Genomic DNA, 22,028 nt, shown 5'->3' with positions numbered 1-22,028 from the left:
TTAATCTCTCACTAATAGTATTTTAGGCAGCAACATAACATCTAAGACTGAGTATAGACGCGATTAATCGCGTCTATACAAGAGTTAAGAATTATTCTCCCCTCTGCTACTCTTTCATTAGTTCTGGTGTACGAAGTTCATTAAAACTGCCTTCTTCGTGTTAGATGTTGCTGTGCTTTGAATTACCTGTTAGCCAGGAGTATAAAATGGTGGATTACCGGAGTTTTGAGCAGTTATTGCACAGTCGGATCAAACGACGGAATTTAATTATTGGGGTAGGAGCATTTACTGGTTTAGCGATCGCCAACCAATTTTCTCATCAACAAGCAATCGCCAAAAGTAGATTTTCCAATTATCCTTTTACTTTGGGTGTAGCGTCGGGCGAACCTTATCCGACCAGCGTAGTTATCTGGACTCGTCTGGCTCCCGAACCCTTAAACGGAGGGGGAATGCCCCCTGTGAATGTGCCTATTCACTGGGAAGTGGCAAGCGATCGCAATATGAAGCGCATTGTCTCCAGAGGTACTGTACTTGCAACTCCACAACTAGCTCACTCAGTTCGAGTTGTGGTAGAGGGACTGCAATCTGATACTTGGTATTGGTATCGGTTTAATGTCGGTCAAGACGTTAGCCCAATTGGTCGCACTCGTACAGCTCCTTTTGCGAATAGTTATTTGAGTAAATTGAACTTTGCACTTGTTTCTTGCCAGAACTATCAGCAAGGATATTACACTGCCTACAAATATCTGGCTAAGGACGACCTCGACTTAGTAGTGCATGTTGGTGACTACATTTACGAGGGAGGGATTTCAGCAAGTGCAGTCAGACAGCATAACAGTCCAGAAATTTTGACTTTAGAGGATTACCGCAACCGTCACGCCCTCTATAAAACTGATGCCAATCTGCAAGCGGCTCATGCAGCGTTTCCCTGGATTGTCACTTGGGACGATCACGAGGTAGAAAACAACTATGCTAATGCCATTTCCGAAGTCGATAATGAACCAGACCAAGACCCGCAAGTGTTTCTACAGCGCCGAGCAGTTGCTTATCAAGCTTACTATGAGCATATGCCGCTCCGACCCTTTTCCAAGCCAGTAGGCCCAGATATGCAACTGTTCCGTCGGCTTGATTTTGGTAAATTGGCAACCTTCCATGTCTTAGATACGCGCCAGTATCGCACCGATCAGCCCTGTGGTGATGGTACTAAAGAACGTTGCCCAGAAAATTTAGATCCACAGGCAACAATTACTGGTCAAGCACAGGAAGACTGGTTATACAAGGGTCTAAATAGTTCTCAGGCTAAGTGGAACGTTTTGGCGCAGCAGGTTATAGTTGCTCAAATAGACAGAACAGTAGGCGAAGGTGGAACCTACAGCATGGATAAATGGGATGGTTATGTAGCTTCTCGCGATCGCTTGATGCGCTTTTTAGAACAGCGCAAACCATCTAATCCAGTCGTCTTAACAGGCGATGTGCATTCTAACTGGGCAATGAATTTAAAGGCTGACTTTAACGATCCAGAATCTACTATTGTCGGAAGCGAATTTGTCTGTACCTCAATTAGTTCTGGTGGAGATGGCGCAGATACCAGTCCCGCAGTAGAAGCTTACTTACCGGAGAACCCACACATTAAATTTTACAACGGTCAGCGGGGGTATGTTCGCTGTTCGCTAACTCCCACAACTTGGAAGACAGACTACCTAGTTCTATCAAACGTCACAACCCCATCTGGCACTATTAGTCAGCGTGCTTCATTTGTGGTTGAAGATGGTCGTCCAGGAATACAACAAGTTTAATAGTTTAATTTCTAGGTAACACTATTTTGAATTTTGATGGTATTGAGTAATCCGGCAGAATTACAGCGTTTTTCAGGTAAATGAAGTACACAAGTAGGGGCGCTGTTACGTTCGCCCTTACAATTATCTGTACCTCACCAACTTGAAATCTGCTGTATTTACACAAAGGCAATAAGCAATAATTCTTGGCTATTGCCTATTGCCTCCCTTCCTCTTATACCAATTTGAAAATGATTGCAACAGATGGAATGCTGAAAAGCTTATCAATTAACTCTTTCACAATCCAAAATCTAAAATCCAAAATGGTATTACCTAGCTTCATGCGTAAACAATTTTGCTGAACTATTTAAATGTGTTTTAGCTTATACCTGCTTCAAATAGTACTCAAACCGTTCTCGAAGTTGTCCAACTGTCAGATTCTGAGTCCAGTATTCTACAAGAGCATGACCAAATGCCCAAGCGTTGCGGTCAGGTGAAGCAGGGTTTTCTAACAGCAGCGGCCAGAGGGCTAGCAGGTCAAAGTTGAGCGTTTTAGAATCGCCAGCATTCAACAACGAGAAAAGTTCATAAGCCATCTGGAGTTTGCCAATTACAACAGGCAACTGTTCTACAGGGATTTGCTCTGCCAGTAGATACGCTAAGGATGGAGAACCAGTTGACAGCGTAGAAATAAACTGGAGGACGGGACTTTTAAGCAGTGCCGTCAGTCCTTGCGTAGTTGCCATTTGAAAGGTGTAATGGTCGATAATTTTGGCAGCTGCAACGGTACGGGCTTCTAGATTTCGTAAAAAGCGAGCTAGTCGCAGCTGTTTAGCAGGAGCGATCGCATCTACTAATCCTAAAGATAGCGCTTCGACTCTCCAGGAAACCCGCTCCGTTTTTACATCTTTTGTGACGACAGGCAAAACCAAATTACAGAAGTCAGCCAACAGTTTGGCGCGATACTCAGTAGCTTCGCGAATCGCAATTTCCTTTGGGCGATTGCCCCATTCCCAATCATAGGGCGGTTGCCATTCGCGGATGGGACGCAAACGATCTACTTGAGTAACGACGGCGATCGCGCTTAATTCGGCAACTTCCGCCTTTATATCTCTGAGAAAGTCCACATCCATTTGCAAAGCAGGGTCAAGGGCGGGAGTGACAAGCAGCAGTAAATCAGCATTTGTAGCATAGTCAAGCACTAACTTTCGCAAATCCCCACGGTTTACCTGTTCGTAACCTGGAGTATCCCAAAGCGTTAAGCTTTCTCCAGATTGGGTTTGCCAGTGGTAATTTTGAATGCGATCGGTGCTGGGCAAAACATCAACAGCTGCAAGTTCGGCTTGAAACAAAGTATTAATCAAGCTGCTTTTCCCCGAACCAGTTCGCCCCGCCAGCAGAATATTAACGGGTTTTTGCTCAACAGCTGAGGCTGGTTCGGCTTGAGTTAGGATGTCTCGCAGTGTTTGAGTCTTAGCTGTGGGTAGTTTTGGTGTAGAAACAGCAGTTGCTGAAGCTGGTAGTGTGCTGCTGCTGTAAAGTGCGATCGCCTGCCGACATAAGTTTCTCAAGGCAGCTTCCCTAAGCAATTGACTCAAATTTCCCAACAATTGCTGAGTTGCACGATTACTAGAACCTTTGGTGACTCGGTTGGCAACTGCCGCCACTGGATTTAACAGCCACTGCGCCCAGTTCCAGGCTTGCCAGACTTTACGAGCGGATGGTTCTAACTTCTGGTAAATTTCGTATGCTTGGTATGCTTGCCCAACTGTGACTTGATTGAGAGCAGGTGATAACTTCTGCATCCATTGATCTAGGTCATCCACCGTTCCCCGAATCAACCCATAAGCCTGAGGAACGTAAATATTTAGCAGAGGATATTGAACTTCAGGATTGTAGATCCGAGCGATCGCCACTACTAAATCTTGGCATCGCGTCCAAAAAGTTTGCCAGTCTTCCCAGATAGGGCGATCGCTCCCTGCTGCTGTCAAAATTTCTTGAAGTGCAACTTCTGCCTGATTGGTGGTGTCACTTCCTGCTGTTAGCCCGACTGCATTATCTGTAGCAGATTCCAGTTCTTCTCTGACCTCTGCTAGTGCAGCTTCCACCTGCTTGACCGCAGGTTGAGTCCATCTCACTAGTAGCCAACGCCAACCCACGAATACCAAAGTGAATACACCCCAGATCCAATTAATACCCCATGCATGGATTTGTAAGCCTGCGGATATTAATAAGAAAGTGATAATGGAGGCGAGTGGTATTGCCAATACTATCCACTGCCACAGCTTTAATCGCACCATTGCCTCATACCTGCTTTGACAACACTACGTTTGGATCTTGAGGCTGGAAAAATTACCAAGTTGGGTCGCTAAACAGATTAATCGTCAATTCCTCACGTTCTGGTGGTACTGCTGTAATACAAGCGCGGATAATCTCTCCATCCTCAAGTTCCACCGTACAAGCGTGACAAGACCCCATGAGACAGCCCGTAGGAATAAACACTCCAGCCCGGTCTGCTACATCCAAGAGGGCTTCTCCCACTTCGGCATCAATGGTAACATCATCTGGTAAAAAGCGGACGCGAACACTCATGAAATACTAACTTAGCTAAGACAAAAAGGGTGTTAAGTCTAAATGGCTTTCGACTTCAGTGGCCAGAGAGTCCAAAATTTGCTCTCTTTGTTCTCGGTAGTTGGCAACACCAGTTGGCAAAGATTTTAAACCCCGCTGTTGACGGAGGCGATTTAACCAAGCACGTCGCCAAGGGCCATTGTCAAAAATCCCGTGGAGGTAAGTACCCCAAATTGATTGGCAGCTATCCACTAACCCTAAGTTAACATCATCGAATAGGGGTTGAAACGCTTGGCTATCTGGTTTATCGCTTGGCGGCTGTTCGATACGCGATCGCCCTTGGTGAATTTCAAATCCATTCACTGGTAAGCCCATTTGCGGATAATTCGAGCTAACTTGGCGCTGACGGGCGATTTTCTGTCCTGTAATCACAGTTCTGATGGGTAAGAGATTCAAACCTTGAAATCTACCGGCTTGTCCTTCTATGCCCTCTGGATCGGCGATTATTTGACCCATCATTTGGAAGCCGCCACAGATGCCCATTACTGTACCACCAGATGCAGCATAGTGTTGTATTGCTTCGGCCATCCCGCTTCTTTGCAGCAGTAGCAAGTCAGCAATTGTGGTCTTTGTACCTGGGATGATCACAGCATCTGGGTGTCCCAAATCTTGTTTCGGGCTGAGGTATTTTACAGAGACACTGGGTTCTGATTCCAGAGGGTCAAAGTCGGTAAAGTTGGCAATTCTCGGTAAGCGGATGACGGCAATGTTGAGGTCAGCTTGAGTTTTATGCGAGTTACGTTCCAGCAGATCGAGAGAGTCTTCTGCCGGAAACGTTTCTTGAAAATAAGGGATAACACCAACAACAGGGATACCAATACGTGCTTCTAACCATTTTATCCCTGGTTCCAAAATTGATCGCTGTCCCCGGAACTTATTAATTACAACACCTTTAATTAGTTCGCGTTCCTCTGGTTCTAGTAACTCTAGAGTCCCAACCACATGGGCAAAAGCACCACCCCGCTCGATATCAACTACTAATAAAGTTGGTGCATTTAAATATTTTGCCACCCGCATATTAGTCAAGTCGCGGTGCTTAAGATTAATCTCTGCCGGACTACCAGCACCTTCGCAAATCAGTAGATCAAATTCTGTACCTAAATGTTGTAGCGATTCTTCAATTGTTCGCCAACCCAATTCAAAATATTGCTCGTAATAGTCCGCAGCGTTGACCTTGCCTACAGGCCTGCCCTTAATAATTACTTGAGAAGTCATATCCCCTTGAGGCTTGAGTAAAATCGGGTTCATTTCTACCCAAGGAACAACTCCTGCTGCCCAAGCTTGGACTGCCTGAGCATAGCCAATTTCTCCCCCACTGGCAGTGACATAGGCATTTAAAGCCATATTTTGACCTTTAAAGGGAGCTACTCGCCAACCACGCCGCGACAAAATGCGACAAATAGCTGTAGATATGAGTGATTTCCCTGCGTGGGATGTTGTTCCCACTACCATAATTGATTTCATAGTCACTATCAGTTTTTCAAAATAAGGGGCAGAGGGGTAGAGGGGCAGAGGGGCAGAGGAGCAGAGGGGAAGAGAGGCAGAGGGGAAGAGAGGCAGAGGGGCAGGGAAAGTAAATTCTTCTCTTCCTTGTCCCCCTTGTCTCCCTTATTCCCCGCGTCCCTGTATCCCTCATCTCTCCAGCAAATTCAGTTAGATTATGGTAAAGATTTGATAAAGGGATTTGATGCTTGCGTATATATTGTTCCCTTTGACTCCCTCATCCTAACTCTTTAGTTTTCTTTTCTAAAAAGGTAGTCTAAACCAACGAATCACTGCATTGTATAAGCGATCGCTCAATGAAGGAGCAGACCAATTTTTTCCTTGGGATTGTTCTACCAAACGATGACCTAGAGGAGTGAGGCGAAAACTATCTGTAATTCCCTGACCATCGACTTCTCGCCGCAGAACACCTACTTGGATGAGCCAGCCAATAGCGTTATCGCAAGCTAATTCCGACAAAAGACGTTTGGTATAGCCATACCGGACACCATTTTCACCCGCGATCGCATTCAATGACACACTCTGGTGTCGCATCGCTTCAAACAATACAATATTGAACGGAGAACAAACTAGCGATCGTTTAGCCCTTTCTACTGTGCTAGAGGGATAAGAAAACGTTTGTGGGTTTTGGGAATCAACACTAGACATTTTGGATGTTGGGCAATTTTTTGAATAAAGATTAATTGCAAAATAGCTATTTTTAGTACCAGCTACCTTATTTAAGCAGAATTTTTCAGATGTACGTATTTGTGGGGTTTTTTGGGTAGGTCATTTAAATATTGTGAATTATTGTAAAATTTCAAAGGCATCAACAATCTGAAACAGGAAAGGTTCATTATGCCTCTAGCAGTTGGTACGGATGCACCTGCATTTACCGTCAAAGATACTAACGGTAACACCGTCTCGTTATCTGATTTTGCTGGTAAGACAGTTGTTTTATATTTTTACCCCAAAGATGATACTCCAGGTTGCACCAAACAAGCTTGTAGCTTCCGGGATGCCCAACCTGAATATCAAGGTAAAGATGTTGTAGTGCTGGGAGTCAGCGCAGATGATGAAGCCTCTCATCAAGCATTCACTCAAAAATATAATTTGAATTTTCCTTTGTTGGCAGACACCAACAAAACCCTGATCGGTGCTTACGATGTTGATGGCGGTGGTTATGCCAAGCGCGTCACTTATGTAATTGACCCTCACGGCAAAATCATTCATGTTGACGCTAGTGTCAACACAGCCACCCACGCCAGCGATGTTTTCAGCAAACTGGGACTTTAATCTGAGTTACCGAAGTTGTTGAGAGTTATGGCTAGCCTGCAAAAACGCCAAAGACGAACCACCACTTCGACTTTTCGCATTCGTGCTGAATTCTGAGCCAGAAAATAACTTCAACTCCCGATCGCGCGGCTAGCTCCTCAACACTATTTTGGTGAGGAGCTAGTTCTTCATTCAGTTTTGTTGCGAGGGGAGTGTCAGCACCGGAGGTGTAGCACTTCCAGATGTGCCAGGTGTAATTGCTGGCAAACTTGGCGTTACCTGTCCTTGTTGCTGTTGACCCTGAAGTAGTCTTTGTTGCCTTGCTTTAAAAGCTGCTGCTGCTGAGTCTAGTTGTTGGTTTTGTTCGTTAGTATCCCAATTGAGAGTCCCGAAATTTGCCCGATGAATCAGGTCAAACATGTTGAAATTATCTGAGTTACTGCGAGAGAACGGATTGGTATTTTCGTCTGTTGTACTACCATTGGGAAAAGCATCAGTTGGGCTAACTTGAGCTGAGCTAGGTTGAGCTAAGAGCCAGGAACTAAAGCCAATTCCTGCTATAGTAGCCACAAAGACTTTGATAACTGGTAAAAATTGTTTTTTCATGGAGTTTTGAACCTTAAATTGCTCTAACTTATCTTAAGCAAGAGTCCGCCTCAGTTGGGGTTGAATGCTCAGCAAAGCAACAACAGCAAAGCCAAACAACACCAGCAACGCTCCACCAAATGTAACATCACCCCAAGGAGCTTGCATGACTACGCTATCTAGTTCCCAATTGCTGTGGAGATAGAGATAACGAATTGGCTCAATGGCATAGCTGAGAGGATTAAGGGTAGCCACAACCTGCAACCACTTGGGCATGAAGGATAAAGGTGCCAAGGCGGTGCTAGCAAACAACAGCGGCAAGTTAGTTACAAAAATTACCGCAATTAATTCAATATGTCCGGGTAAGGCAAAAGCTAAACCTAGAGAGATAGCAGTCACACCCAAAGCTAGGAGGAAGACAATCAAGGCGATCGCACCCAAACCTACTGCATCTGGTAGTCCAGCCCCTAAAAATGCTGCTGCTGCTACAATCGCTGCTGCTTGCAGTAAACTTTGGCTAATGATAAAGATTGCCGAAGCAAAGACAATCGAAAACCGCGATGCTAAGGGTGCTACCAGTAAACGATTTAAAAAGCCGAACTCGCGGTCAAACATCACAGGCAAACCAGCATTTAGTGCCCCAGCAAAAGCTGTAAAGACTATTACACCCGCAGCCAAAAACTGACCGTAATTTGTCGTACTCCCAAACAAGCCTTTGGGAGCATTTTGGAACAAAGCGCCAAACAGCACTAACCACATTACTGGTTGAATGATTCCTGCAACTAAGGTTGAGGGACGACGTTGCAACTGAATAAACAAGCGACGAGTCAAAGCCAGCGTCTCTTGTATCAATTCACCAAAAAAATTGGGAGCAGTATCAGCATTCACTGGGGGCGATGCTAGTTGCTGCCAATTCATATCAGATTTAGGAGTAACACTCATAGCGATTTTGTTAGTTGTTAGTTGATAGTTGTCAGTTGTCAGTTGTGGGTTGTTTGCTACTAATCACTGACAACTGACTACTGACCATTTAAAAGTGTCTACCTCATATTTTGCTTCTTTTCGGCTTTAGGATCGCGATTGGCAACTGCTGCGAGTTCTGCATCCAGCAAGGTGCGTCCTGTGGCGGCGAGGTAAACGTCATCTAGACTGGGGCGAGATTGGGCAATGCCAAATATGGGCAAGCCTGCGGTAATCAGCGCTTGCTGTATGGTAATCAAAGCATCATTTTGGGGTGTCACCACCAAGTTGAGGGAATTACCTTGGGCGCTATTAATGATTACCTCTTGTACAAAGGGTAATCCTTTGAGGAGGTTTCTGGCTTTTTCAGCTTCCTCAGTGGGGGAAAACTCTTGAATTCGCAAAGTGATGCGATCGCCACCTACTTGGTCTTTTAACTGCGAAGGTGTTCCAGAGGCAATCACAACACCGCGATCGATAATTGCTACGCGATCGGCTAGCGCGTCAATCTCTTCTAAATAATGGCTGGTAATCAGTACTGTTGTCCCGGATGCCCGTAACTTGCGTAGAAAATCCCAGACCACAAAACGGCTTTCTATGTCAAGTCCTACAGTTGGCTCATCTAATACCAGAACATCTGGTGCATGGAGCAATCCAGCCGCCAAGTCAAGGCGTTTGCGTAACCCACCGGAGTAGGTTCCTGTTTTTTTATTGGCGTATTCCTGTAAACCAAGTAAATCTAATACTGTGTCAATGCGCTGTTTCGCTACCGCGTTTGGGAGGTGATAAAGTGCAGCTTGTAATTGTAGCAGTTCTCGTCCAGTTAGCACCTTATCTATGGCAACTTCCTGAGCGACATAACCTAGTCGTTGTCTTGCCAATTTAGGATTATCCAACACAGAAATGCCAGATACTTCTATTTTGCCAGCATCCGGTGTAGTGAGTGTACACAAGGCACGCAGAGTCGTGGTTTTGCCAGCTCCGTTGGGTCCTAGTAAACCAAAGATTTCTCCAGCTTCTACTTGAAACGAAACATCTTTGACGGCAACCACCGTGCCGTAGCGCTTTTGCAGATTTTCAATTAAAACGGCGGGAGCCATAACAGCTTCACCCCTAACTATACAAATCTCAACAAAGTCTATCTATATTGTAGTTGAGTGGTGTTAGGTGAAGCGATCGCTTGGATACTGCTTCTTAATCTTCTAGATTAACTTGAGATGGAGAGATATTAGCTGCCTCAGCTAACGATTTTAGTTGAGTGATGGATAATGTACGAATCTGCTGTTCTATCTCCGACTAAATTCCACCAAACCGACGTATCAAAAGACGCAGAAACAGTGCTAGTGCTTCTTTTTGCTTTCCTCGTTTTTCGCCCTTTTGCAAAATATCTCGATAAATCACAGATTTTTGCCTAATTTACTGTGTAAAAAGCTGTCTAATCAAATTTTTCTCAAACCGCAAACCAGCTAGAACCTTTAGACATCGCTCAGAGTGCAAATTCTATTTTTATTCCCCGTAGTGACCGCCAGTCACCTTACCCCGAAAAACAATGTACTGATAAAGGTTATAGAACAACATCACAGGAATCAGTAAACCAATAAAAATTAGCATGATTACCAAAGAGCTGGGGTCGGCAGATGCTTCATAGATGGTGATTTCAGGGGGAATGATGTAGGGAAAGACAATTAATCCTAAGCCAATGAAAGACAGCACGAACAGCAGAATAGTCCAAACGAAAGGCGCTCTCTCTTGTTTACGGTTGAGACTGCTAAGGAGTTGCGAAATCAACACGACTCCTAACAAGGGAATGACGGCAAAAATGAAAACTAGTGGTGGTTGAAACACTCGCAACCTAGCACTTTCATAAAATATTGGTGTCGTAATCGTGATGAAAATCGCACCAATCATCGTTGTCCAAGCAGCAATTTTGGCAGTTTTATAGTGAGTTTCCTGCAATTCACCTGTAGTTTTCCAGATCAGATAGGTAGAGCCAATTAGGACATAACCTTGAATTAACGTCAAAGCTACCAGCACCGATGGAAGACTTAGCCAGTCCCAGGTAGTGCCAATAAAATGCCCTTCCTCATCAACTTCAATCCCTTTTAACACAGAACCAAGGGCGAATCCTTGACCGAGTGCGGCGGCAAAACTTCCAGCACCAAAGGCTAAATTCCAAAACACTTTTCGCTTTGCTAATTCACGAAATTCAAATGCCACAGCACGAAAGATGAACCCAAATATCATGATGATAATTGGGATATACAGGGCATTCAAAATGGTGCTATAGGCTAGGGGAAATGCTCCAAACAGCGCCCCTGCCATGAGAACTAACCAAGTTTCATTGGCATCCCAAATGTTGCTCAAGCTAGTCATCAAAATGCTCCGCCGTTTTTCATCGGAGGAGGTAAGAGACAAAATGCCTACCCCTAAGTCAAATCCATCTAGCATCACGTAAAGGAAGAGGAAGAGAGCTAAAATCACAAACCAGACTTGGGGAAGAAAATACTTTAGCGTCTCCATACAATCTCCTACTGTTGTGCTTCTACAGGGCGTTTATCCGGAACAAACTCTCCTGGGATCGTTTCTATTGCTAATTTGGTAGGTTCTAAAACTAAACCTCGTCCATGTTAAAACCTTGAGTTGACAATAATTCAGATGCGTAATTGCGACTTCGGATAAAAATTCCACGAATTTCCTCCAATCGTAGCCACATTTTTCAGGATAGACGCTTTCATGCCTAGCGATCGCACCATAACGCTTTATCGAAGTTGTGCGGAAAAATCTCGGCGATAGTTGTAATAAATTTCACACTGGGGTTAAATAAATAGTTAGGCAATACAGGAAGTATGAGGTATAAATATGCAGCTTCTCATAGATATGCTGACTCACTTTCCTCGCATTAAAAGGCATTTGAGGTCTATCTATGACTTTTTTCAAGGACTCCCGCCAGTATCTTATTCTGGTATTAGTAAGAAACTAATACAGGAATGCGTCGGCAAACCCGATCCTACAATTTTAGAGATCGGCTGCAATGATGGTTCGCACACACTTTGGTTTTTACAAATTTTTAAGAATCCCAAGGTTTATTGCTTTGAACCCGATCCTAGAGCAGCAACTCGTTTTAAACAAAAAGTAGGTCAGCACCCCAATTTGCAACTCTTTGAAATTGCATTAAGCGATCTTAACGGTGAGATTGAATTTTATCAAAGTGGCGGTCACAAAAATGAACAAGAAGCTGAAATGATGCCTGATGGTTGGGATCTTTCAGGTTCTATTAGAAAACCGAAAGATCATCTTGTATCGCATCCTTGGATAAAATTTGATCGCGCCATAACAGTCAAAACAGTAACACTGGACGATTGGTGCGAGGAACATGAAATTGAGAGCATCGATTTTATCTGGATGGATGTTCAGGGTGCCGAGCTAGATATATTCCGAGGCGGAAAAAAAGCTTTAAAGAAGACGCGTTTTCTCTACACGGAATACAGCTATAGAGAAATATACGAGGGACAAGCTACAATTGGAAAACTGTTGAAGTATTTAAATAATTTCCAAATATTGGTTAGATATCCTGGCGATGTGCTACTCACAAACAAACAATTAGAGTTTGCACCCCATAAGGCACTATAAGGGATGCTTGTAGACTCGCATCGCTGAGCTTGGTTGTGATGCCAGGTATTGAGCAGGAACCCATTGGTGTATTTGATAAGACAATTAGCCTAATTGCCAAAGGCTAGCACTTTTAAAACAGTGACTGCCTTGTACTTGGACACCTTAATAATATAAATAGGACTTACGCAAGAAATCTCTCAAACTCCAATTTCTCCGTGTCCTCTGCGTCGCGCCAGCTGCTTCAAGTCGGGGAACCCGCCCAACGCACTGGCTTCTCTGTGGTTCGATTTTCCGTTACCTGTGCGTAAGTCCTGATGTCTCAGCATACACAACTTATTGGGCATTAAGGGTGTGGGGTGTAGGAGAAATGATTTTTGTGTGATTTTAATTTAGAGTTGGGAATGGTTGAAAATTCTTCCTACACCTTACTTTTTCACACCCTTATTCTCTCTCTACAATCGAGTTTCCAACTCCCGTAAAAATTCAGTTGAGTTTACTATTTGTGAAATTAATTGACTAAATCAGGAAACACCTCTTGGACGGCAGGATGCACTAAGCGATGATTTTGCACATTTACACCCTTAGCTAAGGCTGGGTTGACTTCCAGTGCCTTGATGCCCAGATTTGCCAATTGGACGACGTAAGGTAGTGTGCTGTTGTTGAGTGCTTGGGTTGCTGTCCAAGGTACTGCCCCTGGCATATTGGGCACACCATAATGTACTACGCTTTCTTCTATGTACACCGGATTGGTGTGGGATGTGGCATGTAAGGTTTCTATACAACCACCCTGATCGACGGCAACGTCAACAATTACAGAACCAGGGTGCATTTGTTTGACCAATTCGCGGGATACTAGTGTAGGTGCCCTACGTCCTAAGACTAAAACAGCACCAATCAGCAAGTCAGCTTCTTTGACTGCGGTTTCGATATGGGCAGAGTTGCTATAAAGCAATTCCACTCTAGAACCAAATAAAGTTTCTAGGTAGGATAAACGTTCAACATTTACATCTAAAATTTGCACGATCGCACCCATGCCTACGGCGATTTTAGCTGCTTCTGTACCGACAACGCCCCCACCTAAAATCACTACTTTCCCTGCTTTGACTCCAGGAACTCCCCCTAAAAGTACGCCCCTGCCTCCCTGCTGGCGTTCTAGGAACCTGGCCCCAAATTGCACTGATAACCGACCTGCAATTACACTCATGGGGGTGAGCAAAGGCAGTCTGTTAGCACCGGGTTGCTCTACGGTTTCGTAGGCGATCGCACAAGTGCCACAATCAATTAAATTCTCAGTTAATTTGCGATCGGCAGCCAAATGCAGATAAGTAAATAATATTTGTTCCTTTTGCAAAAATTTATATTCACTTGTTAGTGGTTCTTTGACTTTGATAACTAACTCTCGATTCCAAGCCGCTTCTGATGTGGGGACAATCTCTGCCCCAGCGCCTATGTAATCATCATCTGTGAATCCAGCACCGCTACCTGCCTGTGTCTGAACAAAGATGGTATGACCATTTTCCTTTAGCACCCGCACGCTAGAAGGACTCAAACCTACCCGAAATTCCTGATCCTTAGTCTCCTTGGGAACGCCAATTTCCATGTACAGCCTCTAATGATTTTTTGTTCAACTTTAGCCTGCCAGTAAGAGACCAGCACTTCCGTATTCAGCTTAACTACATACCAACCTAGCGTTTTCAACCCCACTATGGAAGCTTCAAACTCTTACTCTTGACTATTAACGTAAGATTTCTACAATATATAAAGAATAATTACAATTTGTTAACAGCGCTCTTGCATAGCTTCATCCTAATAACCTGCTAGATTTTTCAAGCTATCTTGGGGTTCAAGCCATGCAATCAGTTCAAAACCCATTGAAGTTCTACTTGGAGAAAGCCTCCGCTTAGACTTCTCGCTATCAAATCCCGTTTGCCGAAAAGAGGTTTTTTGAAAATGACACAACCACAACCAACAGTTACACCTAAACTAGAAGACCCTAAATTTGGTTTTAATGAGTATGCTGAACGATTGAATGGTCGAGCTGCAATGATTGGCTTTGGCTTGATGGTGTTGATTGAGTACGTCACCAATCAAGGTGTGCTTTCATGGCTCGGACTGAAATAGTTCTGAGTGAGGAGACAGAAGGTAGCAGGCTAGAGTTTTATCTTTCCCCGCTCTTCGGTTCCTCCGCCCTGTTTCGGTAAGTTGTAAGCTAGTAATTAGAAAAGTTTGAACCAGCTGGAATACCTAGCTGGTTTTGACTATATTGATTGATAGCGAACTACCTCTTATGACTTGCCGTTTATAACTATGAAGTACGTCCGAGAGTGTCAGTATTATCTTAGACTTGCAAATGACTCACGCAAGATGGTTAATTACTACACTTAATTACCCTACTGAAGAAAATTATAATATTTAGATGCTTTTCATCAGAAAGGCAACTTGCAGGTGAGGTATTCTCGGTAAATTGACACAAAAGGTGAACTGGAAAAACCAAACTGTGATGAATGCTGTATTACCTCGTTTTTTGAAGTCAACCTACAGGAAAGACCCACTAATCAGTGTATTGATTACCGTAGGTGTGGTAGACGCCTTGATTGGTGGATTAGATGATAGCTGGTCATTGTTTGCCTTTGGTTTGGGGACAGCAGGGATAACCCTTGCCTGGAAATTGTGGCGTATCCAGCAACGCCGTTCTACCCCAGAGGAGCCTGTGGTACAACATTACTTGCCTTCTCGCTCATCTAGTCCGACTCTACCCATGCTGACCGTTACTAAGAAGAAGCCACCCTATTAGGGAATGCTGAGGAGCTATTGCGGTGAGACACTCCGTTGCGGAGCCAGTCTCGTGGACGGCTGTGCCGACTTGAGAGAACTGGCGTGGGGTTCCCTCCGTTGTACGCGGAACGCCTTCCCGCAGGGTAGGAAGTGTCGTTAGTGGTAGCGATAGCGAAGCGTTATCGAGCGTCGGAACGAGCGCCACTCGTAAGGGTTTTGCGGTCTCCCCAAGTAAAGAAAGTCGCTTTACTGAGTGAGGAGGAGTGCAAAAACTTGTGCCCGTACAGGATTGCTGTAGAAGCTTGTACGGGGGTTTTCCTTATTGTTGTATACCTCGTGGGAGCGGTTTCCCGTAGGGTAGCAAGTGGTTGCGGTTGGCGTTGCTGAGTAAAGAAACGGTTCTTATTTTTCAACTCGTAGTTTTTAGCAATAAAATGGCTTAACTACTCAAATAGTGAGGAAAAATTTGTGAGTCGTGAGGGAAGAGGTGGTAAAGGTAATTTTGTACTACGCCCGTACATTATTCTGGCATTTATGGCAGCGATCGCCCTTCCAGTAATCTGGCAAGGGTTTTATATTCATATTGCTGATGCTGCCTTGCAAGTAACACCAAATTCCCAAACGAGAAGCTTTGCCAATCCCCAGCTAGTTTATAGCCTGCTCGGACATACAGGAACTGTCAAATCTTTAGTGTTTAGTCCAAATAGCAAAATTCTGGCTAGTGGCGGTGCTGACAATGAAGGGGGAATTCGTTTGTGGAATGCAGAAAAAGGCAAATTAGTGGGGCGAATGAAAGGGCACAAAACATCTGTAGAATCTTTAGTGATTTCACCGGATGGACAAACCCTAGCTAGCTGTAGTAATGACAACACTATTAACCTTTGGAACCTGAAAAATAATAGGTTTAGTCGCTCTTTTGTAGGACATACAAGTAATGTATTGTCTTTAGTTGTATCTCCCGATAGTAAAGTTCTCATCAGTGGTGCTTTAGACGGAATTCGCTTGTGGGATTTGCGACAGCAGCGTCCATTGGCTACTTTAGTACGCTTTGATAACTCAATTTATACTTTGGCTATGAGTCCTAATGGTCAGACTTTAGCTAGTGGTGACAGCAAAGGTGTAATTAAGCTTTGGAACTTAAGTACTGGTAAATTAATTCGAGAATTGGCAGCACATGCTAATGCAGTTAGTGGCGTAGCTTTTACCCCAGATGGAGAAAATTTAGTCAGTGGTAGCCGCGATCGCACGATTAAACTGTGGAATATTAACTCTGGACAACCAATCCGTACTTTCACAGGACACAACAATTGGGTGAATGCGATCGCAATCAACCCTGATGGACAAACCCTGGCTAGTGCTGGTAGAGATGGGATAAAACTGTGGGATTTAACCACAGGCGAGTTATTAAATACAATTTATGGACATAGCGATTGGGTAAGTGCGATCGCATTTAGTCCAGATGGTCAAACCCTTGCCAGTGGTGGATTTGACAGGAAAATTAATATATGGCGCAGTCAACCGCTTCAAGGAATTCAAAATTGAAACTTCATAACTAGAACACCGATTCAGGCGATCGCCTAACGGAGCAACATGCGTCTCGCAACCTTTGTGATGGATTAAGTTGACCAAAAGATGATAAAAAGATAGGTCAATTATTGTCAATAAGACCTATCTAATGGAAATATTACTTTGTTGACGAGATTTGATTGCGTCTGTTGATTTCAGACCAATTCACTACATTCCACCAATTATTTAGGTACTCAGGACGACGGTTGCGATATCTCAGATAATAAGCGTGTTCCCATACGTCATTGCCCAGAATCGGATATAAACCTTCTGTAATCGGGTTATCCTGATTCGCTGTACTCACAATCTGGAGTTTACCTTGGGGATTACGTACTAGCCAAACCCAACCACTACCAAAGCGATCGCCACCTGCTGCATTAAACTGTTTTTTAAATGCATCAAAACTGCCAAAAGTCTGGTTGATTTCTTGAGCGATCGCTCCTGTCGGTTCTCCACCACCTTGGGGACTCATGATTTGCCAGAAAATTGTGTGGTTAAGGTGACCGCCACCATTGTTCCGTACTTTTGTACGAATATCTTCGGGTACTTTATTCAAGTCTTTGAGCAAAGCTTCGACACTATTTTTTTGCAGATCCGGATACCTTTTTAAAGCATTATTGAGATTATTGACGTAGCTAGCATGGTGCGCGTCATGATGCAATTTCATTGTTTCAGCATCAATAGCTTTTTCTAGTGCCCCATAATCATAAGGCAATGGTGGTAACTTCGCGGGGTAGGCACTTAATTCCCCATCAGGAGAAGCTACAGGGGGAAGCGCCGTAATAGGAGTAGGATTTGGATTTGCTGTTGGAGATTGTGAATCAGCTTGTGGTAATGATGACTCACAAGCAATTAGCAGCATCCCCACCATAATCACTGTTAGCAAAAAAGCACTTATCTTATGCACAAACCTAATCATAAATCGTTGCTAGAATATCAACATTTTTAGTCAAACAACTGAAACTTTGCTGTCATCTAATTAGTAAATCAAAATATGATTTTCCTATATTTTTAGGCAATGCCGCCATAAATTGTAAGATAACACAATTAAAAGATACCAAGACAATAGAGATAACTAAAGCACTTTAAAATCCACTTGAACAACTACTAATATAAAAATTATGTCATTTCATACGAACATGAATAATCGCAATCAATAGTTAAATACTACAATCATTAGTATAATTTATAGTACCATCAAAATATACATAGCAATATATTTATCATAAAAACTCTTAGTATATACCTTTAGATATATAACTATCAATAGTAAGCAAAACCATCGACAGAGATAGGATAAATTTTCATTTGCTAAACATATAATTAGAATATTGCTGATACTCTATTTTTCACAAGCCACTGAGATAGAGCATGACTTCAGATCCTTACCTACGGTAACTGCAAGGCTTTGGCTGAAATAGACTGGCCAAGAAATGACCAAGACAAATCAGTAAGAAGTCATCCCACATATGAAGTATTTTTTATCTCCAGTAGCCTTACCTTTTCTCGTCTTGTCCTGGTCAACGGCAAGTAGTAAATGATTAGGCTTTTAACTTTATTAGCCTTTATCTTTACATCGGAATAAATAATTGCTGTTTCACAAATACAAATTATCTTTGTATCAAAAATCAAGGCGTTAAAGATACATAGCCAAGGATAAATAATATGTCTATTAAGATAATAATGCAAAAGAGATTGGCAGCAGATGTAAAACTTCATCAGATAACGCGGAGTGAAGTCAAACAAGAGCAAGTACAAACTAATAGTTCAAATGTACCCGATATAGTCGTATCCTTGACTCCTGTTGGTTTGCTTGTTAGTTGGATAATTTTTTTTCTGATTTTACAAAAGATTAGGAGAGTTTTAGATAATAAGATGGTTTTTACAGTTAAAACCCTACATCAAGTACCTTGTAAAAACTGTCAATTTTATGCTAATAATAATTATCTTAAATGTGCTGTAAAGCCTTCTATTGTTCTCACAGAAGAAGCTAAAAATTGCTCAGAATACTCAGCTAAAAAGGGTGAATTTTCTCCGAAAAATCTTTTTAAATAGGATTAAGTTAAGAGGCAGCCAGAATGAAAATTTTTACCGCAAAGTGATGAAAAAGGGACAGATCCCTCAGCTTTCCTAGCTTGCGTCAACTAGGATTGCCTTATTCCAATAATAAATATTTACGGCTACTTACTTAGTACAGCCCACTACAAAAAGGGTATGGAATTTAATTATTCATAGGTTGGGGAGTCACTTGCCACAACGGGGGGAACCCCAACGCACACTTGCTACCCTTCTCCTTCGGAAACGCGAATGCGAACGGGAAGCCTGGCAGAGCGCGTCTAAAAGTCGGCAAAGCCGACGGCAGTCGCTTTCGGGGAACCCGTCCACCGCGCTGCCTCCCCAACGCAGTGTCCTTCGCAGGCAGTGGCTCGACTTGAGCAAAGTGGTGTTTGAACGGAGTGAAACCCAACATCAACTCTCGATATTTCCGAACCCCTTTTACGGTAGCGTGTACTTAGAGAGTTAAGCAGCTTGACCAAAATCTCGGTGTCGTTGCAGCCAACTAGCTACATCATTAGCAGTAATAATGCCTTTAAGTAAGCCATTTTGAGTCACTAGTACGCGACGTACTCCTGAGTCCTGCATTTTTTGTAAAACCTGAGACATTTGCTCTTCTGGACGAGCTGTAACTCCGTTATCTGTGGGAATCATGATGTCTCTAACAGTCTGATATGTCCATTCTTCTCGCGGAATATCCTTAATTTGATTTAAAGTAACAATGCCTACAGGGTGACTGTCTTGTGTTACGGGAAATGACTGGTAGCGACGACTGAGGAAATATTTATCTACTAGCTCTTGAAGTGTGAGATTGGGACTTACCGTTTCTGGATAGGGTGTCATGATTTCCTGCGCCCGTACTCCTTTTAAACTTGTACGCAGCAAAACCTCCTCATAGCTAGCTTCTGCGGCGTTGTATAAGAACCAACCAATCAAGATAAACCATAGTCCGCTCAAAACAGAGGAATTAAATAACTGCCAGAAACCAAGGGCAATTAGCAAGTAACCTAACCATTTACCACCTGTAGAGGCGATTTTTGTGGCTTTTTCCCGATCGCCAGTGTACTTCCAGATAATAGAACGGAAAACGCGACCGCCATCTAGAGGAAACCCTGGCAGCATGTTGAAAATAGCCAAGACAAGGTTAATAGAGGCTAGGTAGGATGCAATACCTGTAACTACCACACTCCATCCAGCATTTTTGCTGACATACCAAATCAAGCCGAAAAGAGCAGCAAGAACCACACTGGTTAGAGGCCCAACGCCAGCTATCTGGAACTCATCACCAGGTGTTTCTGCATCCATGCGAGTGCGCGAGACTCCACCAAAAATAAACAGGGTGATACCTTCGACGGGAATTCCTTTTGCCCTAGCTACGAAGGAGTGAGAAAGCTCATGAGCCAGCAGCGATGCGAAGAACAGCAGCGTTGCTACTAATCCCATGACAAAATAAGTGGCATTGGCTAGTCCTGGATAGTCTTCTGGAAATAGACCTGCGCTTAAAGTCCAGAGAACTAGGAAGAAAATTAATAACCAAGACAAGTCTATTCGGATTTCAAACCCGAAAATAGAACCTAAGCGAAATCCTTGCATATTGGGATAGGGAGTGAGGAGTTGGAAGTTGGGAACTCAATCACTAAAAGCATAGAAAAAGCAGTCCGTGGCTTCCTCTGGCAAATGATAGAGAGATATTGCCTGGAGATGTAAATTAGATTTATTGCAAACGTTCACAGAAGAAGGTAAGGGTAAAAAAGATGGAACTTACTTAGCTCTTCTTTCAGCCAGCCTCTTTTGCTGGTAAAGCCTCTGGTCTGACTACGATCGCTAGTCTTTTGCCGTTACGATTGATTGTAATTTGCAAGCGATCGCCGATTTTGACCGCTTCCAATTGTTGTTGCACTTGCTGTGTATCTTTAATGGCAACACCGTTGATACTTTCAATGATGTCACCTGGACGTAAACCTGCACGAGCCGCAGGTGAGTTGCGGACAATTCCCAGAACGATTACGCCTGTATCTTGGTTAATTATCAAACCAAGTTTGCTCTGATTGATTTTAGCTCGCAACTCTGGACTCAACTGCGCCATTTGAATGCCGATGTAGGGGTGGTCTACTCGTCCTTTGGCTATCAATTGTGCTGCAATCCGTTGAGCAGTATTGATGGGAATGGCAAAACCTAATCCCTGTGCTCCCCGAATCATGGCAGTATTCATCCCAATCACTTCACTTTCCGCATTCAGTAAAGGCCCGCCAGAGTTACCTGGATTAATCGCTGCATCAGTTTGGATAAAGTCAACACGCTCTGTTGGCACACCTAAATCTGCAATAGAACGTTGAGTGGCACTGATAACTCCTTGAGTAACTGTGTTATCGAGTCCTAAAGGGTTGCCAATAGCGATCGCCCACTGTCCTGGTAATAAATTATCTGAATTGCCGATCTTGACTATTGGTAGTCCCGTAGCTTTAATTTTGACCACGGCAACATCAGTAACAGGGTCAGCACCTACCACATTGCCCTGAAGGCGGCGACCATCTTTCAATACCACTGTGACATTATCCGCTTCTGCGACCACATGGGCATTGGTTAAAATTAGCCCATCAGCACTAGTAATAAACCCAGAACCAATACCCCGTTGTACTCGTTCTGGAGGAGGCGACTGTCTGCCGAAAAAACGTTCCAACAAAGGATCTTGAACGGGGGATGCTTCAACAGTGCGTGTCGAATCGATTCGCACTACTGCGGGGCCTGCTTGCTGCACAACCCGCGTCACATAATTTACGTCAGTGGTTGAACGTGTTGGTGGTAATAAGTTGGGTACAGGTGGTGGTTGAGCATTCCTGACATCTCTAGTAGAGATGCATCCAGTCACTAGCAAAGCTAGGTAAAGCGTAGATTGCTTAAAAAATAGTTTCATATCCCGTTGCGATCGCTTGATGAAGTCCCACAGGATAATTGTTTAAGTTTTCAGGCAGAGCCAAATGAAAGTCCAATGTAACGATCCATCTAGCTCTCACAAGGGGTTCCTGTAATCATGGGGCTAGACTTGTAGTCTAGGTTGGGGTTGCGATCGCTGCACCTATCCTGAGTCTGTCTTCTTGATGATTTCTCTAACGAATCACCAGATAACAACGAGTGAGGATTTAATCTGGCATAGATTAAAACTAATGTCTACATAGAGTGTTAATCAGAAATTTTCTCTGAATTGGGCGCAAGTTAAGAAAAAATAAGCAAGGGAATTAATAACTCGTTTTAGAGCCTTTTTATTGGGTTTTGCGGCAGCCATTACTGAGTAATTCGATCGCGCGATCGAGG

At 43.6% G+C, this 22,028-nt stretch carries 20 protein-coding genes; 7 read left to right on the top strand and 13 right to left on the bottom strand.

What is annotated here, in order from left to right; genetic code table 11:
* Positions 1–206: 206 nt before the first annotated feature.
* Positions 207–1,796 (top strand): alkaline phosphatase, encoded by a 1,590-nt coding sequence (locus tag RMY31_RS32570; RefSeq protein WP_322662677.1) that lies wholly within the window; start codon positions 207–209, stop codon positions 1,794–1,796.
* A gap of 362 nt (positions 1,797–2,158) precedes the next feature.
* Here the strand turns inward: RMY31_RS32570 and RMY31_RS32565 are convergent, their stop codons facing one another.
* From RMY31_RS32565 to RMY31_RS32550, 4 genes are all read right to left on the bottom strand, one after another.
* Positions 2,159–4,075, bottom strand: a complete 1,917-nt coding sequence (locus RMY31_RS32565) for a GTPase family protein (protein WP_322662679.1) — start codon at positions 4,073–4,075, stop codon at positions 2,159–2,161.
* Positions 4,076–4,127: 52 nt separating this feature from the next.
* Positions 4,128–4,367 (bottom strand): 2Fe-2S iron-sulfur cluster binding domain-containing protein, encoded by a 240-nt coding sequence (locus tag RMY31_RS32560; protein ID WP_322662680.1) that lies wholly within the window; start codon positions 4,365–4,367, stop codon positions 4,128–4,130.
* Between the two features lie 15 nt (positions 4,368–4,382).
* Positions 4,383–5,870, bottom strand: a complete 1,488-nt coding sequence (cobQ, locus tag RMY31_RS32555) for a cobyric acid synthase CobQ (RefSeq protein ID WP_322662755.1) — start codon at positions 5,868–5,870, stop codon at positions 4,383–4,385.
* A 282-nt stretch (positions 5,871–6,152) separates the two neighbouring features.
* A complete protein-coding gene (locus RMY31_RS32550) occupies positions 6,153–6,557 on the bottom strand; it encodes an Npun_F0494 family protein (protein ID WP_322662682.1) in 405 nt (134 codons plus the stop codon).
* A 189-nt stretch (positions 6,558–6,746) separates the two neighbouring features.
* Between RMY31_RS32550 and RMY31_RS32545 the strand changes: the two genes are divergently transcribed.
* Positions 6,747–7,184 (top strand): peroxiredoxin, encoded by a 438-nt coding sequence (locus RMY31_RS32545; RefSeq protein WP_322662684.1) that lies wholly within the window; start codon positions 6,747–6,749, stop codon positions 7,182–7,184.
* A 171-nt stretch (positions 7,185–7,355) separates the two neighbouring features.
* Here the strand turns inward: RMY31_RS32545 and RMY31_RS32540 are convergent, their stop codons facing one another.
* The 4 genes from RMY31_RS32540 to cydB all read right to left on the bottom strand — a co-directional run bounded on the left by RMY31_RS32540 (position 7,356) and on the right by cydB (position 11,228).
* Positions 7,356–7,769 (bottom strand): hypothetical protein, encoded by a 414-nt coding sequence (locus RMY31_RS32540; RefSeq protein WP_322662686.1) that lies wholly within the window; start codon positions 7,767–7,769, stop codon positions 7,356–7,358.
* A gap of 33 nt (positions 7,770–7,802) precedes the next feature.
* Complete coding sequence (locus RMY31_RS32535; protein ID WP_322662688.1) at positions 7,803–8,690, bottom strand: ABC transporter permease; 888 nt, start codon at positions 8,688–8,690, stop codon at positions 7,803–7,805.
* Positions 8,691–8,788: 98 nt separating this feature from the next.
* Positions 8,789–9,808, bottom strand: coding sequence for an ABC transporter ATP-binding protein (locus tag RMY31_RS32530; protein ID WP_322662690.1), 1,020 nt, complete (start codon positions 9,806–9,808; stop codon positions 8,789–8,791).
* 406 nt (positions 9,809–10,214) lie between these two features.
* On the bottom strand, positions 10,215–11,228 hold the full coding sequence (gene cydB / locus RMY31_RS32525; RefSeq protein WP_322662692.1) for a cytochrome d ubiquinol oxidase subunit II: 1,014 nt from the start codon (positions 11,226–11,228) through the stop codon (positions 10,215–10,217).
* Between the two features lie 339 nt (positions 11,229–11,567).
* Between cydB and RMY31_RS32520 the strand changes: the two genes are divergently transcribed.
* The gene (locus tag RMY31_RS32520; protein WP_322662694.1) at positions 11,568–12,338 is read left to right on the top strand and encodes an FkbM family methyltransferase; all 771 of its coding nucleotides are present in this window, start codon (positions 11,568–11,570) and stop codon (positions 12,336–12,338) included.
* Positions 12,339–12,517: 179 nt separating this feature from the next.
* Here the strand turns inward: RMY31_RS32520 and RMY31_RS32515 are convergent, their stop codons facing one another.
* Both RMY31_RS32515 and ald read right to left on the bottom strand, forming a co-directional pair.
* Positions 12,518–12,646 (bottom strand): hypothetical protein, encoded by a 129-nt coding sequence (locus RMY31_RS32515; protein WP_409879063.1) that lies wholly within the window; start codon positions 12,644–12,646, stop codon positions 12,518–12,520.
* 182 nt (positions 12,647–12,828) lie between these two features.
* Positions 12,829–13,920, bottom strand: coding sequence for an alanine dehydrogenase (ald, locus tag RMY31_RS32510; protein WP_322662696.1), 1,092 nt, complete (start codon positions 13,918–13,920; stop codon positions 12,829–12,831).
* A 350-nt stretch (positions 13,921–14,270) separates the two neighbouring features.
* Between ald and RMY31_RS32505 the strand changes: the two genes are divergently transcribed.
* The 3 genes from RMY31_RS32505 to RMY31_RS32495 all read left to right on the top strand — a co-directional run bounded on the left by RMY31_RS32505 (position 14,271) and on the right by RMY31_RS32495 (position 16,637).
* Positions 14,271–14,441 (top strand): hypothetical protein, encoded by a 171-nt coding sequence (locus RMY31_RS32505; protein WP_322662698.1) that lies wholly within the window; start codon positions 14,271–14,273, stop codon positions 14,439–14,441.
* A gap of 379 nt (positions 14,442–14,820) precedes the next feature.
* Entirely contained in the window at positions 14,821–15,114 is a 294-nt protein-coding gene (locus tag RMY31_RS32500; protein WP_322662757.1) for a hypothetical protein, read from the top strand.
* Positions 15,115–15,563: 449 nt separating this feature from the next.
* Entirely contained in the window at positions 15,564–16,637 is a 1,074-nt protein-coding gene (locus RMY31_RS32495; RefSeq protein ID WP_322662700.1) for a WD40 repeat domain-containing protein, read from the top strand.
* A 142-nt stretch (positions 16,638–16,779) separates the two neighbouring features.
* On the opposite strand, the gene RMY31_RS32490 is transcribed toward RMY31_RS32495, so the two are convergent.
* Positions 16,780–17,580: a superoxide dismutase gene (locus RMY31_RS32490; protein ID WP_322662701.1), complete on the bottom strand. Its 801-nt coding sequence runs from the start codon at positions 17,578–17,580 to the stop codon at positions 16,780–16,782.
* A gap of 746 nt (positions 17,581–18,326) precedes the next feature.
* Between RMY31_RS32490 and RMY31_RS32485 the strand changes: the two genes are divergently transcribed.
* The gene (locus RMY31_RS32485) at positions 18,327–18,716 is read left to right on the top strand and encodes a hypothetical protein (protein ID WP_322662704.1); all 390 of its coding nucleotides are present in this window, start codon (positions 18,327–18,329) and stop codon (positions 18,714–18,716) included.
* 465 nt (positions 18,717–19,181) lie between these two features.
* Here the strand turns inward: RMY31_RS32485 and RMY31_RS32480 are convergent, their stop codons facing one another.
* Complete coding sequence (locus tag RMY31_RS32480) at positions 19,182–20,309, bottom strand: site-2 protease family protein (RefSeq protein WP_322662706.1); 1,128 nt, start codon at positions 20,307–20,309, stop codon at positions 19,182–19,184.
* A 184-nt stretch (positions 20,310–20,493) separates the two neighbouring features.
* Positions 20,494–21,630: an HhoA/HhoB/HtrA family serine endopeptidase gene (locus RMY31_RS32475; RefSeq protein ID WP_322662708.1), complete on the bottom strand. Its 1,137-nt coding sequence runs from the start codon at positions 21,628–21,630 to the stop codon at positions 20,494–20,496.
* Positions 21,631–22,028 lie beyond the last annotated feature (398 nt).

It is taken from the genome of Dendronalium sp. ChiSLP03b (genome assembly GCF_034531165.2).
Classification (GTDB): domain Bacteria; phylum Cyanobacteriota; class Cyanobacteriia; order Cyanobacteriales; family Nostocaceae; genus Dendronalium; species Dendronalium minutum.
This window is presented reverse-complemented; position numbering and strand designations above follow the sequence as displayed.

Coding starts and splice junctions, on each gene's coding strand:
- RMY31_RS32485 (WP_322662704.1), top strand. CDS start 18,327: ATGTCTATTAAGATAATAATGCAAAAGAGATTGGCAGCAGATGTAAAA.
- RMY31_RS32520 (WP_322662694.1), top strand. CDS start 11,568: ATGCAGCTTCTCATAGATATGCTGACTCACTTTCCTCGCATTAAAAGG.
- RMY31_RS32565 (WP_322662679.1), bottom strand. CDS start 4,075: ATGGTGCGATTAAAGCTGTGGCAGTGGATAGTATTGGCAATACCACTC.
- RMY31_RS32560 (WP_322662680.1), bottom strand. CDS start 4,367: ATGAGTGTTCGCGTCCGCTTTTTACCAGATGATGTTACCATTGATGCC.
- RMY31_RS32540 (WP_322662686.1), bottom strand. CDS start 7,769: ATGAAAAAACAATTTTTACCAGTTATCAAAGTCTTTGTGGCTACTATA.
- cydB (WP_322662692.1), bottom strand. CDS start 11,228: ATGGAGACGCTAAAGTATTTTCTTCCCCAAGTCTGGTTTGTGATTTTA.
- RMY31_RS32480 (WP_322662706.1), bottom strand. CDS start 20,309: ATGCAAGGATTTCGCTTAGGTTCTATTTTCGGGTTTGAAATCCGAATA.
- RMY31_RS32535 (WP_322662688.1), bottom strand. CDS start 8,690: ATGAGTGTTACTCCTAAATCTGATATGAATTGGCAGCAACTAGCATCG.
- ald (WP_322662696.1), bottom strand. CDS start 13,920: ATGGAAATTGGCGTTCCCAAGGAGACTAAGGATCAGGAATTTCGGGTA.
- RMY31_RS32475 (WP_322662708.1), bottom strand. CDS start 21,630: ATGAAACTATTTTTTAAGCAATCTACGCTTTACCTAGCTTTGCTAGTG.
- RMY31_RS32515 (WP_409879063.1), bottom strand. CDS start 12,646: ATGCTGAGACATCAGGACTTACGCACAGGTAACGGAAAATCGAACCAC.
- RMY31_RS32530 (WP_322662690.1), bottom strand. CDS start 9,808: ATGGCTCCCGCCGTTTTAATTGAAAATCTGCAAAAGCGCTACGGCACG.
- RMY31_RS32570 (WP_322662677.1), top strand. CDS start 207: ATGGTGGATTACCGGAGTTTTGAGCAGTTATTGCACAGTCGGATCAAA.
- RMY31_RS32550 (WP_322662682.1), bottom strand. CDS start 6,557: ATGTCTAGTGTTGATTCCCAAAACCCACAAACGTTTTCTTATCCCTCT.
- cobQ (WP_322662755.1), bottom strand. CDS start 5,870: ATGAAATCAATTATGGTAGTGGGAACAACATCCCACGCAGGGAAATCA.
- RMY31_RS32545 (WP_322662684.1), top strand. CDS start 6,747: ATGCCTCTAGCAGTTGGTACGGATGCACCTGCATTTACCGTCAAAGAT.
- RMY31_RS32500 (WP_322662757.1), top strand. CDS start 14,821: ATGAATGCTGTATTACCTCGTTTTTTGAAGTCAACCTACAGGAAAGAC.
- RMY31_RS32490 (WP_322662701.1), bottom strand. CDS start 17,580: ATGATTAGGTTTGTGCATAAGATAAGTGCTTTTTTGCTAACAGTGATT.
- RMY31_RS32505 (WP_322662698.1), top strand. CDS start 14,271: ATGACACAACCACAACCAACAGTTACACCTAAACTAGAAGACCCTAAA.